Annotated in this window: 12 protein-coding genes; 8 read left to right on the forward strand and 4 right to left on the reverse strand. The window is 55.9% G+C overall.

Annotated features, from left to right (window positions below):
• Window positions 1–194: 194 nt before the first annotated feature.
• Window positions 195–1,193, forward strand: coding sequence for a glyceraldehyde-3-phosphate dehydrogenase (gene gapA / locus ACR6AS_RS06485; RefSeq protein WP_111141837.1), 999 nt, complete (start codon window positions 195–197; stop codon window positions 1,191–1,193).
• Between the two features lie 74 nt (window positions 1,194–1,267).
• On the forward strand, window positions 1,268–2,167 hold the full coding sequence (locus ACR6AS_RS06490; RefSeq protein ID WP_111141835.1) for a D-hexose-6-phosphate mutarotase: 900 nt from the start codon (window positions 1,268–1,270) through the stop codon (window positions 2,165–2,167).
• Here the strand turns inward: ACR6AS_RS06490 and ACR6AS_RS06495 are convergent.
• Complete coding sequence (locus ACR6AS_RS06495) at window positions 2,164–3,015, reverse strand: aldo/keto reductase (RefSeq protein ID WP_418802820.1); 852 nt, start codon at window positions 3,013–3,015, stop codon at window positions 2,164–2,166. The genes ACR6AS_RS06490 and ACR6AS_RS06495 overlap by 4 nt on opposite strands.
• A 72-nt stretch (window positions 3,016–3,087) precedes the next feature.
• Entirely contained in the window at window positions 3,088–3,837 is a 750-nt protein-coding gene (locus ACR6AS_RS06500) for a MipA/OmpV family protein (RefSeq protein WP_111141831.1), read from the reverse strand.
• Between the two features lie 419 nt (window positions 3,838–4,256).
• Here ACR6AS_RS06500 and yeaG point away from each other — a divergent pair, with 419 nt between their 5' ends.
• From yeaG to ACR6AS_RS06530, 6 genes are all read left to right on the forward strand, one after another.
• Window positions 4,257–6,191, forward strand: coding sequence for a protein kinase YeaG (yeaG, locus tag ACR6AS_RS06505; RefSeq protein WP_111141829.1), 1,935 nt, complete (start codon window positions 4,257–4,259; stop codon window positions 6,189–6,191).
• Between the two features lie 88 nt (window positions 6,192–6,279).
• The gene (locus ACR6AS_RS06510; protein WP_111141827.1) at window positions 6,280–7,557 is read left to right on the forward strand and encodes a YeaH/YhbH family protein; all 1,278 of its coding nucleotides are present in this window, start codon (window positions 6,280–6,282) and stop codon (window positions 7,555–7,557) included.
• A 396-nt stretch (window positions 7,558–7,953) separates the two neighbouring features.
• Window positions 7,954–9,681 carry a potassium/proton antiporter gene (locus ACR6AS_RS06515; protein ID WP_293771088.1) on the forward strand — a complete coding sequence of 576 codons (1,728 nt, stop codon included), beginning with the start codon at window positions 7,954–7,956 and terminating at the stop codon, window positions 9,679–9,681.
• Window positions 9,682–9,760: 79 nt separating this feature from the next.
• Window positions 9,761–9,994 (forward strand): DUF1480 family protein, encoded by a 234-nt coding sequence (locus tag ACR6AS_RS06520; protein WP_111141824.1) that lies wholly within the window; start codon window positions 9,761–9,763, stop codon window positions 9,992–9,994.
• Window positions 9,995–10,368: 374 nt separating this feature from the next.
• Window positions 10,369–11,835, forward strand: a complete 1,467-nt coding sequence (wbaP, locus tag ACR6AS_RS06525; RefSeq protein WP_111141822.1) for an undecaprenyl-phosphate galactose phosphotransferase WbaP — start codon at window positions 10,369–10,371, stop codon at window positions 11,833–11,835.
• 128 nt (window positions 11,836–11,963) lie between these two features.
• Entirely contained in the window at window positions 11,964–13,157 is a 1,194-nt protein-coding gene (locus tag ACR6AS_RS06530) for a multidrug effflux MFS transporter (RefSeq protein WP_293771091.1), read from the forward strand.
• Here ACR6AS_RS06530 and dadX read toward each other — a convergent pair.
• Both dadX and ACR6AS_RS06540 read right to left on the reverse strand, forming a co-directional pair.
• Window positions 13,150–14,220 (reverse strand): catabolic alanine racemase DadX, encoded by a 1,071-nt coding sequence (gene dadX, locus ACR6AS_RS06535; RefSeq protein WP_293771093.1) that lies wholly within the window; start codon window positions 14,218–14,220, stop codon window positions 13,150–13,152. The two genes, ACR6AS_RS06530 and dadX, sit on opposite strands and share 8 nt — an antisense overlap.
• 18 nt (window positions 14,221–14,238) lie before the next feature.
• On the reverse strand, window positions 14,239–15,540 hold the full coding sequence (locus tag ACR6AS_RS06540) for a D-amino acid dehydrogenase (RefSeq protein ID WP_111138886.1): 1,302 nt from the start codon (window positions 15,538–15,540) through the stop codon (window positions 14,239–14,241).
• Window positions 15,541–15,599: the final 59 nt, after the last annotated feature.

Here is a 15,599-nt window from a genome sequence, read left to right on the forward strand (position 1 = left end):
ATCCCTATATATTCGGCGATTGATTCAACGAAGCGCGATATCATTGGCGGCGCGCAAGCGGTTGCGCATCGAATAATTCCTCTCAGGCGAATTGATTTGTCGCAACAATTGACACGATTCCGCTTGACGCCTGGTAAGGTTTTTGTAATTTTACAGGCAACCTTTTATTCACTAACAAATAGCTGGTGGAATATATGACTATCAAAGTAGGTATCAACGGTTTTGGCCGTATCGGTCGCATCGTTTTCCGTGCTGCTCAGAAACGTTCTGACATCGAAATCGTTGCTATCAACGACCTGCTGGACGCGGATTACATGGCGTACATGCTGAAGTATGACTCTACTCACGGTCGTTTCGACGGCACCGTAGAAGTTCAGGATGGCGCACTGGTTGTGAACGGTAAGAAAATCCGTGTTACCGCTGAGAAAGATCCAGCCAACCTGAAGTGGGATGAAGTGGGCGTTGACGTTGTTGCTGAAGCAACCGGTATCTTCCTGACCGACGAAACCGCGCGTAAACACATCACCGCAGGTGCCAAGAAAGTCGTTCTGACCGGTCCATCTAAAGATGACACCCCAATGTTTGTTCGTGGTGCAAACTTCGACAAATATGAAGGCCAGGATATCGTTTCTAACGCATCCTGCACCACTAACTGCCTGGCTCCACTGGCAAAAGTAATCAACGACAAGTTTGGTATCGTTGAAGGTCTGATGACCACTGTTCACGCGACCACCGCAACGCAGAAAACCGTTGATGGCCCGTCTCACAAAGACTGGCGCGGCGGCCGCGGCGCATCGCAGAACATCATCCCTTCATCAACCGGCGCAGCGAAAGCAGTAGGTAAAGTCCTGCCAGAGCTGAACGGCAAGCTGACCGGTATGGCTTTCCGCGTTCCTACTCCTAACGTTTCCGTTGTTGACCTGACCGTGCGTCTGGAAAAAGCGGCCTCTTACAAAGAGATCTGTGCAGCTATCAAAGCAGCAGCAGAAGGCGAGATGAAAGACGTGCTGGGCTATGTTGAAGATGACGTGGTTTCCACCGACTTCAACGGCGAAGTACTGACTTCCGTATTTGATGCTAAAGCAGGTATCGCGCTGAACGACAACTTTGTGAAACTGGTTTCCTGGTACGACAACGAAACTGGCTACTCAAACAAAGTTCTCGACCTGATTGCACTGGTTTCTGCTAAATAAGGCAGCCAGACATCATTGAGAATAAGGGCGACTTCGGTCGCCCTTTTTTTGATCCGTACAGGAAGGAATCGCACATGCAAGACAAACTGTTTTCTCTGCCGGTGGTCACGCAGATCTCCCCTTACCTTTCGCAGCGTCAGGCTGGCGACCTGCCGACGATTGTGGTGAGCCATCCCAGGGTCCGGGCAGCCATTACGCTGCAGGGCGCGCATCTCATCGCCTGGCAGCCCAGCGGTGAAAAACCGGTGCTCTGGCTGAGCGACAGGAGCCTGTTCGCGCCGGGTAAGGCGATTCGCGGCGGAGTGCCAATCTGCTGGCCGTGGTTTGGCCCGGCAGGTGAACCAGCGCACGGCTTTGCCCGCACCCAGCCGTGGAAACTGACGGCTCACGATGAAAATGAAGAGGGTGTGATGCTGACGCTGGTGCTGGAGAGCAATCCCCAGACCCTGAAACTCTGGCCGCATGATTTCACCCTGATTGCCCGCTTCCGTCTGGGTCAGCATTGCGAAATCGAGCTGGAAGCCTATGGCGACTTCGAAGCGACAGCGGCGCTGCACAGCTACTTCACCGTCAGCGATATTCAGGGCGTTGAGGTCTCCGGGCTGGGCGACAGCTTCATCGATAAAGTCAATGATGGGCAGGTGGGCAGCAGCGACGGCAGACAGCGTTATCCGGGCAGAGTTGACCGCATCTTTACCGCTCCGCAGGATTGCACCGTCATCAATGACACCGAGGGTCAGCGCCAGATCGAAGTTTACCATCACCATCACAGTGACGTTGTCACCTGGAACCCGGGTGTTGAGCTCTCCTGCAGCATGGCCGACATGGCAAATGAAGGCTATAAAACTATGGTCTGTGTGGAAACCGCGCGTATCAGCAAGCCGTTGCGCAGTGCGGGTGAAAAACCGGCCCGGCTGGCCACCACCTTCCGCCTGAAGAAGAAAGCCGCAGCCAGCGATAAAGCAGGCAGCTAAACTATATCCAGCGGCACCCTGTGCTGCGGTGCTGGCCAGACACGATCGATGCTGGCCAGCTCCTCATCCGTCAGTATCACCCCCAGTGCCGCCGCATTGTCCTGAACGTGAGCGACTGAGCTGGCTTTGGGAATGGCGATCACCCCCTGCTGCCGAACGACCCAGGCCAGCAGGAGTTGCGCCACGCTGATGCCCTTTTGCTGTGCAATCTGCGTCAGACATGGATCGCTAAACAGCGATTCACGCAAGCGGCCTGCCTGAGCCAGCGGGCAATAGGCCATGACCGGCATCCCGCGCTGTTGACAGGCTGGCAACAGGTCAGACTCAATCCCGCGTGAAGCGAGATGATAAAGCACCTGATTCGTCGCGCACTGATTGCCGCCAGGCTCATCCCACAGTTCCGCCATATCCTCATTATCGAAGTTCGAGACGCCCCAGTAACGGATCTTGCCCTGCTGCTGCAGGCGTTCCATGGCGCGCAGTGTCTCTTCCAGTGGAATGTTGCCTCGCCAGTGCAGCAGATAGAGGTCGAGGTAATCCGTCTGCAGGCGACGCAGACTGCGCTCGCAGGCGTCGATGGCATCCACTTCACCCGCGTTCCACGGATAGACCTTAGAGACCAGCAGCGCCTGCTCGCGACGTCCGCGCAGCGCCTCGCCGACCACCTCTTCAGCGCCGCCGTCCGCATACATTTCAGCGGTATCGATAAGCCGCAGTCCGCAATCAAGCCCGGCCTGCAATGCCGTGATTTCAGCGGCACGCTGCGAGGCGGTTTCGCCCATATACCAGGTGCCCTGCCCAATCACCGGCAGCGCGTCGAATCCGGCAAAATTAATCGTGTTTCGCATTCTGCTCTCCCGCCCCATCACGAGGCCCCATAAAAGAACAGAGGGCCGTAAATGCCCTCTTTTAGTGCGTTATCAGAAGCTGTAGCTGACGCCCGTCCAGAGGGTCGCCTGCCCGCTCTTGTCGATCATCGGGCTGTCTTTGATTTCGCTGTCGAAGCGGGTATAGCGTCCGGTAATGCCGATGTTCCACTGTGTTGCAATCTGATAGCTGGCGGTCAGCTCAACATAAGGCGACCAGCTGTCATCCGGATTGTAGCGGCTGATACCGGTACGGGCGCTTTCATGTCCTGAAACGCCATAGTAGTAGCGGTTCTGATTGGCGCTGTTCCACATCGCACCGATACCCGGCGTCAGGCTGAAGTCGCCCAGCTGGAAACGATAGAGATAAGTGAGGTCCCAGATCATGCCGTTGCTGTTGTTCAGGACATCACCCAGTAAGGCGGTGCGGAGAATCCCCCACTCTGCGGTGTGACGATAAGTCAGGCCGCCCATCAGCGTCATGCGGCGCTTATCCAGTCCTTTCATGTCACCCAGATCGTTGTCACTGGGTTTGTACTCCTGCGGCGAACCCAGCAGCGTCAGCGACAGCTGGTCCTGGGGATCTTTCCAGAGGTAGTAACCGCCCTGCAGGCTGCGAAACCAGAAGTTTTCACCCTCATAGTTGATCACCGGAACCGGAAGATAACGGTCCTGACCACCACGATAAGGTGACTCAGCGTAGATGACTGATGCGCCCACAGAAAGCGGAGCGGCATTTGCCTGCGGCATCAGTAAATAACAGGGCAGAAGAGCAACAAGCGTCTTAAATTTGAATTGGTTCACAATTTATTCATTCCATAAATATAACAATCAAACAGGAAGTCTAACGGTTTTTCGCGGCTGGATTAACTTATATCGAAATCCTTTAAGGCGCTCACCAGATAAAGTGGCATTAAAGGTTAAAAACACGTTAAGTTAAAGCATCACCGATATGAACTCATCTCACAACAAACCAAATTACTTTTGAACACTCACCTTTTCACCCCAACTCATGGAGGAAATTTCCTAGAAGCCATCTACAGTTAGAAGTAACAGCAGAGATTTTGACCGAGCAGAGTAACCACAAACGTTGTGTATACCGATAAAAAAGATCAGGTTGGCATAAGGGTTGCTGTACTCAACAAAGAATATCTTCCGGGAGCTGCTACAAGCCTCTAATTACGCTCCTTACCTGTGCTAAAAACGAAAGGACGGGCATCGCTATGAATATATTCGATCACTATCGTCAGCGTTATGAAGCGGCCAAGGACGAAGAGTTCACACTGCAGGAATTTCTTGCCATCTGTAAGCAGGATCGCAGTGCATACGCCAACGCGGCAGAACGACTGTTAATGGCTATCGGTGAGCCGGTAATGGTCGACACTGCCCAGGAGCCACGCCTTTCCAGAATCTTTTCCAACCGTGTGATGGGACGCTATCCGGCGTTCGAGGAGTTCTACGGCATGGAGGAAGCGATTGAGCAGATCGTCTCCTACCTGAAACATGCCGCCCAGGGACTGGAAGAGAAGAAACAGATCCTCTATCTGCTGGGCCCGGTGGGTGGCGGTAAATCCTCCCTGGCGGAACGGCTGAAGTCGCTGATGCAGCGGGTGCCGATCTATGTGCTCAGTGCCGACGGCGAGCGCAGCCCGGTGAACGACCATCCGCTTTGCCTGTTCAACCCCCAGGAAGATGCGCATATTCTTGAAAAAGAGTATGGCGTGCCGCGTCGTTACCTGGGCACGATTATGTCGCCGTGGGCGGCGAAGCGCCTGCACGATTTCGGTGGCGATATTTCACGCTTCAAGGTGGTCAAGGTCTGGCCGTCGATTCTGGAGCAGCTGGCGATCGCCAAAACCGAACCGGGCGATGAGAACAACCAGGATATCTCTGCGCTGGTCGGCAAAGTGGACATCCGCAAGCTGGAAAATCATGCCCAGAACGACCCCGATGCCTACGGATACTCCGGTGCGCTCTGCCGCGCTAACCAGGGCATCATGGAATTCGTCGAGATGTTTAAAGCCCCTATCAAGGTGCTTCATCCGTTACTGACGGCGACTCAGGAGGGGAACTACAACGGAACCGAGGGGATCTCGGCGCTGCCGTTTAACGGCATTATTCTGGCGCACTCCAACGAATCTGAGTGGGTTACGTTCCGCAATAACAAGAATAATGAGGCGTTCCTGGACCGCGTCTACATTGTTAAGGTGCCTTACTGCCTGCGGGTCTCTGAAGAGATCAAAATTTACGACAAGCTGCTTGCCCACAGTGAGCTGGCGACCTCGCCCTGCGCACCCGGCACGCTGGAAACATTGGCACGCTTCTCTATCCTGTCGCGTCTGAAAGATCCTGAGAACTCCAGCATCTACTCCAAAATGCGGGTTTATGATGGGGAAAGCCTGAAAGACACGGATCCCAAAGCGAAATCCTGGCAGGAGTACCACGATTACGCCGGTGTGGATGAGGGGATGAACGGTCTTTCCACCCGCTTTGCCTTTAAGATCCTGTCGCGTGTATTTAACTTCGATCACGCGGAGGTGGCGGCTAACCCGGTGCATCTGTTCTACGTGCTGGAGCAGCAGATTGAACGCGAGCAGTTCCCGCAGGAGCAGGCAGAGAAGTACCTTGAGCATCTTAAAGGCTACCTGATCCCCAAATATGCGGAGTTCATCGGCAAAGAGATTCAGACTGCCTATCTGGAATCTTACTCTGAATATGGTCAGAACATCTTTGACCGCTATGTCACCTATGCCGACTTCTGGATTCAGGATCAGGAGTATCGCGATCCCGATACCGGACAGCTGTTTGACCGTGAGTCGCTTAACGCGGAACTGGAGAAAATCGAGAAGCCAGCCGGCATCAGTAATCCGAAAGATTTCCGTAACGAGATCGTTAACTTTGTGCTGCGCGCACGGGCACATAACAACGGTCGCAATCCGAACTGGACCAGTTACGAGAAACTGCGCACCGTGATTGAGAAGAAAATGTTCTCTAACACGGAAGAGTTGCTGCCGGTCATCTCGTTCAACACCAAGACCTCGACGGATGAGCAGAAAAAACATGATGATTTTGTCGATCGCATGATGGAAAAAGGCTATACCCGCAAGCAGGTTCGTCTGCTCTGCGAATGGTATCTGCGTGTGCGTAAATCGTCCTGATCAGAGTCTGTAAGCTTGCCGGTAAGTGATACCGGTCTGAAAGGTCGGGTTCGCCCGGCCTGCTTACAATGTAGTTTGGGGGAATACCATGGCCTATTTCATCGATCGCCGGCTTAACGGCAAAAACAAGAGCGCGGTTAACCGCCAGCGATTCTTGCGCCGCTACAAGTCTCAAATCAAGCAGTCGATTTCCGAGGCCATCAATAAACGCTCGGTGACCGACGTAAGCAGCGGTGAGTCTGTCTCGATCCCGATCGACGACATTAACGAGCCGATTTTTCATCAGGGCCGCGGCGGCAATCGCCATCGGGTCCATCCGGGCAATGACCATTTTGTTCAGAATGACCGCGTAGAGCGTCCGCAGGGTGGCGGCGGTGGCGGCGGCAGCGGCCAGGGCAACGCCAGTCAGGATGGTGAGGGGCAGGACGAATTTGTCTTTCAGATTTCCAAAGATGAGTATCTGGATCTGCTGTTCGAAGATCTGGCGCTGCCTAACCTGCGCCGCAACCAGCATCGCCAGATGAATGAGTACAAGACCCACCGTGCCGGTTTTACCTCGAATGGCGTGCCGGCCAACATCAGCGTCGTGCGTTCGCTGCAGAACTCGCTGGCGCGGCGTACCGCGATGACGGCGGGTAAACGCCGGATGCTGCATGAACTGGAAGAGACGCTGCAGGAAGTGCAGAAAAGCGAACCGGCCCGGCTGCTGGAGGAGGAGCGGCTGCGCAAAGAGATTGCCGAGCTGCGGGCGCGCATCGACCGGGTGCCCTTTATCGACACTTTCGATCTGCGCTACAAGAACTTCGAGAAACGCCCGGAGCCCTCCAGCCAGGCCGTAATGTTCTGTCTGATGGACGTTTCTGGCTCTATGGATCAGGCCACCAAGGATATGGCAAAACGCTTTTATATCCTGCTCTACCTGTTCCTGAGCCGCACCTACAAAAACGTGGATGTGGTTTATATCCGCCATCACACTCAGGCGAAAGAGGTGGATGAACAGGAGTTCTTCTATTCGCAGGAAACCGGCGGCACCATCGTCTCCAGTGCCCTGAAGCTGATGGATGAGGTGGTCAAAGAGCGTTATGACCCGGCGCAGTGGAATATCTATGCTGCTCAGGCGTCCGATGGCGATAACTGGGCCGACGATTCACCACTCTGCCATGAAATCCTGGCGAAGCAGATTCTGCCGGTGGTGCGTTACTACAGTTACATTGAGATCACCCGTCGCGCGCATCAGACGCTGTGGCGCGAATATGAACATCTGCAGGCGACGTTCGATAACTTTGCGATTGAACATATTCGTGAGCCGGAAGATATCTATCCGGTATTTCGTTCGCTGTTTCATAAGCAGGCAACGGAGGCCTGACGCTGCAGAAGCGCTGAAACGCCTCACGGCGCGATCCGGGTCTGTGTGCACTGTGCGAAAACGTCATTTCTGGCGGCCGGATGCGGGCTATCTGAGCTCCGTGCTGCGTTGCTGAAGACAAAAGCGTCTCTCGCTTTGACAGGCTGTATCCCCTGAGCCGGTTTATCACCGGCTTTTTTTATCAGCCGAATAACCTGTTAAAACAGTCTCTTTTCCTCCACTTGCCTGCCAACCCCCTCATTCTTCACATTAATCTGATACCGCAATGGGTTAAGCAATTCGTATAATACGCATTTTCACAATGACAACTCCTTGATAAAACATTATCTTTCAGAGATAGCATGGATATTTGTCACCAGTTGTGCCTTCGCACTGTCATATCTCAGGAGACCGGGTTTGAACCACACTATTGTCTACAGTCTGTTTATCATCGGTTCCGTGCTGGTAGCATCGAGTATTTTGCTAAGTTCCTTCTCTTCCCGGCTGGGGATCCCGATTCTGGTGATCTTCCTCGCGCTGGGTATGCTGACCGGGGTGGATGGCATCGGCGGTATCGCCTTCGATAACTACCCGGCAGCCTATCTGATCTCAAACCTGGCGCTGGCCATCATCCTGCTGGATGGCGGAATGCGCACCAAAGCCAGCTCGTTTAAGGTGGCGCTCGGCCCGGCACTGTCGCTGGCGACCGTCGGCGTGATGATTACCGCCGGTCTGACGGGTGTAGTGGCCGCCTGGCTGTTTAACCTCGATATGATGCAGGGCTTCCTGATCGGCGCGATTATCGGCTCCACCGATGCCGCCGCCGTCTTTTCACTGCTGGGTGACAAAGGGCTGAATGAACGTGTCAGCTCCACTCTGGAGATTGAATCGGGCAGTAATGACCCGATGGCGGTCTTTCTGACCATCACCCTGATCGAGATGATCGAGCAGGGCCGCAGCGGCCTCGACTGGATGTTCCTGGTACATCTGGTGCAGCAGTTCGGTCTGGGTATCGTGCTGGGTCTGGGTGGCGGCTGGGCGCTGCAGCAGCTTATTAACCGCATCAGCCTTGCCGGGGGGCTCTATCCGCTGCTGGCGTTGAGCGGCGGGATACTAGTGTTCGCCCTGACAACGGTGTTAGAGGGCAGCGGCATTCTCGCTGTCTATCTGTGCGGCTTTCTGCTGGGCAACAGCCCGATTCGCAACCGTCACGGCATCCTGCAGACCTTTGACGGGATGGCGTGGCTCAGTCAGATTGGCATGTTCATCGTGCTGGGGCTGCTGGTGACGCCGTCCGATCTCTGGCACATCGCCCTGCCCGCAATGATCCTTTCGCTGTGGCTGATTCTGGTGGCGCGTCCGCTGTCGGTCTTTATCGGCCTGCTGCCGTTCCGCAGCTTCACCACCCGCGAACGGTTCTTTATCAGCTGGGTCGGCTTGCGCGGCGCGGTGCCGATCATTCTGGCGGTATTCCCGATGATGGCCGGATTAGAGAATGCCTCGCTCTATTTTAATATCGCCTTCTTTGTGGTGCTGGTCTCCCTGATGCTGCAGGGTACCTCGCTGGGCTTTGCTGCCAAAAAAGCCAAAGTGGTGGTGCCGCCGACCGCCTCGCCCATCAGCCGGATCGGTCTGGATATCCATCCGGAGAATCCGTGGGAGCAGTTTGTCTATCAGCTCAGCGCAGACAAGTGGTGTGTGGGCGCGGCCCTGCGCGATCTGCAGATGCCACGAGAAACCCGCATCGCCGCCCTGTTCCGTGACAATGTGCTGATGCACCCCAATGGCGGCACGCGGCTTAAAGAGAACGACGTGATCTGCGTCATCGGCCGTGAGCGCGACCTGCCTGCGCTGGGCAAGATGTTCAGTCAGACGCCGCCGGTTTCACTCGACCAGCGCTTCTTCGGCGACTTTATTCTGGATGCGGAGGCGCGTCTGCGTGACGTTGCGCAGATCTACGGCCTGGAGCTGGATGAGAGCACCAACGATCAGCAGTCGCTGGGGCAACTGGTGCTGGCGATGCTGGGCGGCGCGCCGGTCGTCGGCGACCAGGTTGAGTGGAATCAGCTGACGTGGACCGTTGCGGAGAAAGAGGATAACCGCATCGTTAAGATTGGTGTCCGTCCGGCTGAAGAGAAGGAATAATCCTAATCATTCAGTGACGTTATTTTCTGCTGATACGCTAAGCTTAATGCTCTGTGTCAGTAAAAAACGGGAGAAATGAATGGGACACGTCGTTAAAATTGGTCGTTATGAGATTGTTGATGCCGATCTTGACGGTGAGAACACCGACACCGTCAGTATCCCCTGCCATACCAATCCCGGCTTAATTACCCAACTCGACGGATGGGATCGCGATACCAGCGTGCCAGCCTGGATTGATGGGGAACCGGTGGATCTGCAAATCGGTCATTATGATAAACAGCAGGACCGCTGGATTTTAAAAAAACCTGCCTGAATTTTTTCATTACCGCCAGTCTGAAGTACTGGCGGTAATTCCTAAAAAGCGTCTTAAACGGTTTGGTTATAATTGACTGCACTCTTATTTTATCTCAATTAATCATCAGCTTAGCCATTTAAAACTTTAATCACTTTCGCGGTTTTCAGATTTTTTCCGTATTAACTCTGTCAAATATCTCCTGCATACTCATTCTCAATGCTGCAACATTTCGTGAGTACCATCACGCTTTAATCGTTATCTTTTTGCAGCTGTACTGGCTTGACTGACTGCACCAGCCTGAAAATGACTTTTTGAATTTTCAGCAGCCCACTCCTGAGCGCGTACCTGATTCTGATCAGGCCATCTTTTACTTAAGAAAGAGAGCAGGTTTTATGGCAAGTACATTGATAATGAATAGCCCGAGCCGCTCGTGGAGCGGCACGCGCAAAAATATCATCGTGAAATTCGCCCTGAGTTTTTCCGATCTGATTGCACTTAATCTGGCTTTGTTTTTATCTGCCGCCACAATACAGGGTATTTGGGGCGAGCTGGACACCTTTATTCCCCCGCATCAGATTGAATATCGTTTTATCGCGCAGTTTATTATGTCGGTGCTCTGTACCGGCTGGTTCTGGGTCCGTCTGCGCCATTACACCTACCGCAAACCTTTCTGGTTTGAGCTGAAAGAGATCGTCAAAACCTTATTTGTTTTCTCACTGCTCGACCTCGCGCTGATTGCCTTCTCGAAGTGGGACTTCTCGCGCATGGTGTGGGTCTTCAGCTGGACTTATGCGCTGCTGCTGCTGCCGCTGATGCGGGCGATGGTCAAACGCGCCATCAACAAGGCGGGCCAGTGGCAGAAAGAGACGATCATCATCGGTTCCGGCCGTAACGCCACCGAAGCCTATGCGGCGCTGCAGAGTGAAGAGATTCTGGGCTACAACGTGCAAGCGTTTATCTCGGTGGATGATGTTCCAGCTGAACAGAGTGTCAATGGCGTACCGGTGATCACCTGGAAAGATATTAACTGGCAGACCATCGACCGTGACAACGTGCAGTTTATCGTGGCCATGGAGTATGAGCAGCAGCCGATGCGCGACCGCTGGCTGAAGTTCCTCTCGAAGATGAACTGCCGATCGGTCTCCGTGATCCCGACGCTGCGCGGCGTGCCACTTTATGGCACCGACATGTCATTTATTTTCAGCCATGAAGTGATGATCCTGCGCGTCAGCAATAATCTGGCGAAGCACTCTTCTCGTTTCATGAAGCGCGCCTTTGATATCGTGGTGGCGTCGATGCTGCTGCTGTTCCTCGCTCCTGTCTTCGCCCTGCTCTGCTTTATGGTGAAGCGGGATGGCGGCAATGCGATCTATGGTCATGAGCGTGTCGGTCAGAACGGCAAAAAATTTAAGTGCCTGAAGTTCCGTTCGATGGTGACCAACTCCAGAGAAGTGCTGGAGAAGCTGCTGGCGACCAGCGAAGAGGCGCGCAGAGAGTGGGACAAAGACTTCAAACTGAAGAACGATCCGCGTATTACCGCCATTGGTGGATTCCTGCGTAAAACCAGCCTTGATGAGTTGCCGCAGCTGTGGAACGTTATTCGCGGTGAGATGAGCCTGGTCGGCCCGCGTCCGGTGATTGAAGCGGAGCTGGAGCGTTATGCCGGTGACGTGGATTATTACCTGATGGCTAAACCGGGCATGACAGGACTCTGGCAGGTAAGCGGACGAAACGACATCGACTACGATACCCGGGTCTATTTTGACTCCTGGTATGTGAAGAACTGGGCGCTCTGGACCGACGTCGCCATTCTGTTTAAAACCGCCGGTGTGGTGCTGCGCCGCGACGGTGCCTACTGAGTCTGACCCAGCGATGCCTGTTTACGGCAGGCATCGCACTTTCCGCACCCCTTTCCTCTATCTTTTTTGCCCCTGAATCATTACCCTTTGCGATCGTTTTTTAACAGACCGTTTACCCTCTGGTTGTTATGCAAAAATTTACTCTGCTTTTATTAAGCCTGGTGCTGCTGGCACCTTTAGGCATCGATCTCTATTTGCCCACGCTGCCGCAAATCGCGGTCGGGCTGAATACGCCGGTTACCCTGGTGCAGACCACCATTCCCCTGTTCCTGCTGGTGATGGGGCTGGGACAACTGGTCACCGGTCCGCTGGTGGATAACTACGGCCGTAAGCCGATCGCGCTGCTGGGCCTGGCGCTCTACATTACCGGCAGCGCCATCGCGGCAACCGCCACCTCTTTCCCGCTGTTTGTCATCGCCCGCCTGGTGCAGGGCTGTGGCGTCTGCTGCAGCGCGGTTGTGGCCTTCAGCGGCGTGCGTGACCGGCTCAGCGGGGATGATGCGGCCCGTGCCTATGGCTTTCTGAATGGTGCGCTGAATATCGTTCCGGCCCTGGCGCCGCTGCTGGGGGGCCTGCTGGCCAGCGCCTTCGACTGGCGCGCGCCCTTCTGGTTCCTCTGTGGCTACGGCGCGCTGATTACGCTGCTGGTGCTGATCTGGCTGCCGGAGACCCGCCCGGCGGATACCCTGCGCGTCAAAGGGTTGCCGGTTAAACAGTATGCCGCGATCCTGCGTCAGCCCCGCTTTCTGGCGTTTGCCTTTGCCAATGCCGGCGCCCTGGGTATGGTGCTGACCTATGTATCGCTGGCACCGCAGGTGTTGATGAGCGAAGGTGGCCTGACCCCGATCCAGTTCTCCTTTGCGTTTGGCGCGAACGGCTTCTGGATCATGTTTGTCAGCATGTTCGTCAACAAAGCGATTCGTAAAGCGGGACGCCCGTTCTGTCTGGCGATGGGTTTCCTGACCATGCTGCTGGGCGCGCTGCTGCTGGTAGCCGGTATGCAGATCTTTCCGGCCGCGCTGCAGACCCACTGGGCGCTCTATATGTTCCCGGTCGCCGTGGCGGTGGCCGGACTGGCCTTTACCGTGGGGCCTGCCACCAGCTATGCGCTGGAGCCGTACCAGCAGCAGGCGGGCGTTGCGTCGGCCCTGCAGGGCTTTATTCAGATGGCAGGGGGTGCGGCAGGCAGCCTGATTATCGTGGCGCTGCCGGTGGCAGAGAAGCTCTCACTGAGCCTGATGATGCTGGTGGGTGCAGCGCTGGCATTCATCGCCTGGCGCTGCAGCAGGAAGATGCGCGGCACGCTGACCGCGCTTAAATAGCCGTTACCGGCACGCGGGGGGCGAGCGCACACATCAGCTCGTACCCTACCGTTCCGGCCGCTTTGGCGACCTGATCGATTTTGACCTGCTCGCCCCACAGCTCGACGGCAGAGCCGATGCCCGCCTGAGGACAGGGGGTCAGGTCCACCGTAATCATATCCATGGAAACCGCGCCCACCACCTGGGTCATCACCCCATCCACGCAGACGGGGGTGCCGGTTGGCGCATGACGCGGATAGCCGTCGGCGTAGCCACAGGCGACGACACCGATTCGCTGGGCACTGCTGGCCCGGTAGCGGTAGCCGTAGCCGACGCCATCACCCGCCTGAAGCTGCTGCACCGCGATAATCTCGCTGCTCAGGGTCATCACCGGCTGCAGGCCGCTGCCCGCGATATCCTGCCAGTCGCCGCTGGGCGAGGCCCCATAAAGCACGATGCCAGGGCGAATCCAGTCATAGTGCGCTTCAGGGTGCCACAGGGTACAGGCGGAGTTGGAGAGAGAACGCGGGCAGTTCAGCCCTTCGGCCGCCTGCTCAATGCGCTGCAGCGGGGCAATCAGCCCCTCGGGATTCTCCGCATCGGCAAAGTGTGCCATCAGCGTCATCTCACCCACGTTATTCAGCGCGCGCAGCTTCTGCCATGCGTTACTGACCTGTTCCGGGCGGAAGCCCAGTCGGTTCATGCCGCTGTTAACCTTGAGATAGATATCCACGGGCGCAGAGAGCCTGGCCGCGGCCAGCGCGTTGATCTGCCAGTTGCTGTGAACACTGGTTGTCAGGCGATAGCGGTCGATCAGCTGCAGATCGTCGGGATGAAAAAAGCCCTCCAGCAGCAGAATCGGTTTTTTCCAGCCCTGCTCACGCAGCTGTATCGCCTCTTCCATATTAAGCAACGCAAAGCCGTCGGTGGCAGACAACGCTTCGCGCACGCGATCTATGCCGTGGCCGTAGGCATTCGCTTTGACCACTGACCAGACGCGGGATGCGGGGGCTGCCTGGCGCACAATCGTCAGGTTATGACGTAACGCCTGCTGGTTAATGGTCGCGACAATCGGACGTGACATCTTCCTCTCCCTGAATACTTAACGAGTTGCGTTAGCGTTACGCAGCGGGGATGACGCCGCCGCGAAGCCGGGTAAGTAGCGGAACACCGCCAGGTCATCGGCAGCAATGGCGGGTTTTTTACCGGAGATGAGATCGGCCAGCAGCTGACCCGATCCACACGCCATTGTCCAGCCCAGCGTACCGTGACCGGTATTCAGGTAGAGGTTAGAGATGGGCGTGGCACCTACGATTGGCGTTCCGTCTGGCGTCATCGGGCGCAGGCCGGTCCAGAAACTCGCCTGCGCGACATGACCGCCTTCAGGATAGAGATCACTGACGACCATCTCCAGCGTTTCCCGCCGCGCTTCGGTGAGTCTGGTGTTAAAACCAACAATTTCCGCCATTCCCCCTACGCGGATGCGATCGTCGAAGCGGGTTACTGCCACTTTGTAGGTCTCATCCAGGATGGTTGACACTGGCGCCGCATCCGGGTTTTTAATCGGAATGGTCAGCGAGTAGCCTTTCAGCGGATAGACCGGAATGTCGATGACATTCTTCAGCAGCGCAGTCGAGTAGGAGCCAAACGCCACCACGTAGCTGTCTGCTTTAACGATCTCGTCGCCGCACTTCACGCCATAGATGCGGTTGCCATCGCGCAGCAGGTGGTCAACGGTGGTGTTATAGCGGAAGATCACGCCCGCCTCTTCGGCCATCTTCGCCAGCCGCTGTGTAAAGAGCTGGCAGTCGCCGGTTTCATCGTTAGGCAGGCGCAAGCCGCCTGTGAGCTTATGCCGGGTCGCCGCCAGCGCCGGTTCAACGCGCGACAGCTCGTGCGCCTCTAACAGCTCATAGGGCACGCCCGCATCACGCAGCACGGCAATATCCTTGCTGGCGCTGTCGAACTGCTGCTGGGTGCGGAAGAGCTGCAGCGTGCCGCCCTGACGGCCCTCATAGGCGATGCCGGTTTCACTGCGCAACGCTTTCAGGCAGTCACGGCTGTATTCGGCGATCCGCACCATCCGGCTTTTGTTCTGCTGATAGTGGTTGATGTCGCAGTTGCGCAGCATGTGCCACATCCACTCCAGCTGGAAACTGCTGCCATCCAGCCGGATAGCCAGCGGCGCATGACGCTGGAACATCCATTTCACCGCCTTCAGGGGTACGCCGGGGGCCGCCCAGGGGGCCGCATAGCCCGGTGAGATCTGTCCGGCATTACCCGCACTGGTTTCCATCGCCGCCGCAGGCTGACGATCGATAACGGTAACCTGATGTCCGGCACGGGCCAGATACCAGGCGCTGGCCACACCGACTACCCCACTTCCAAGAATGACAACGTGCATAGCTCCCCCACCCGACCTCTAAAAGCATAATTCACTGTTCAAATGATGATAACCAGCGG

The sequence above is a fragment of the Pantoea phosphatilytica genome (assembly GCF_051025615.1).
In the GTDB taxonomy this organism is placed as follows: Bacteria; Pseudomonadota; Gammaproteobacteria; order Enterobacterales; family Enterobacteriaceae; genus Pantoea.

Excerpts from the sequence above, each read along its gene's own strand:
- wbaP (WP_111141822.1), top strand. The coding sequence starts at position 10,369 with ATGGCAAGTACATTGATAATGAATAGCCCGAGCCGCTCGTGGAGCGGC.
- dadX (WP_293771093.1), bottom strand. The coding sequence starts at position 14,220 with ATGTCACGTCCGATTGTCGCGACCATTAACCAGCAGGCGTTACGTCAT.
- ACR6AS_RS06510 (WP_111141827.1), top strand. The coding sequence starts at position 6,280 with ATGGCCTATTTCATCGATCGCCGGCTTAACGGCAAAAACAAGAGCGCG.
- yeaG (WP_111141829.1), top strand. The coding sequence starts at position 4,257 with ATGAATATATTCGATCACTATCGTCAGCGTTATGAAGCGGCCAAGGAC.
- gapA (WP_111141837.1), top strand. The coding sequence starts at position 195 with ATGACTATCAAAGTAGGTATCAACGGTTTTGGCCGTATCGGTCGCATC.
- ACR6AS_RS06490 (WP_111141835.1), top strand. The coding sequence starts at position 1,268 with ATGCAAGACAAACTGTTTTCTCTGCCGGTGGTCACGCAGATCTCCCCT.
- ACR6AS_RS06530 (WP_293771091.1), top strand. The coding sequence starts at position 11,964 with ATGCAAAAATTTACTCTGCTTTTATTAAGCCTGGTGCTGCTGGCACCT.
- ACR6AS_RS06520 (WP_111141824.1), top strand. The coding sequence starts at position 9,761 with ATGGGACACGTCGTTAAAATTGGTCGTTATGAGATTGTTGATGCCGAT.
- ACR6AS_RS06495 (WP_418802820.1), bottom strand. The coding sequence starts at position 3,015 with ATGCGAAACACGATTAATTTTGCCGGATTCGACGCGCTGCCGGTGATT.
- ACR6AS_RS06540 (WP_111138886.1), bottom strand. The coding sequence starts at position 15,540 with ATGCACGTTGTCATTCTTGGAAGTGGGGTAGTCGGTGTGGCCAGCGCC.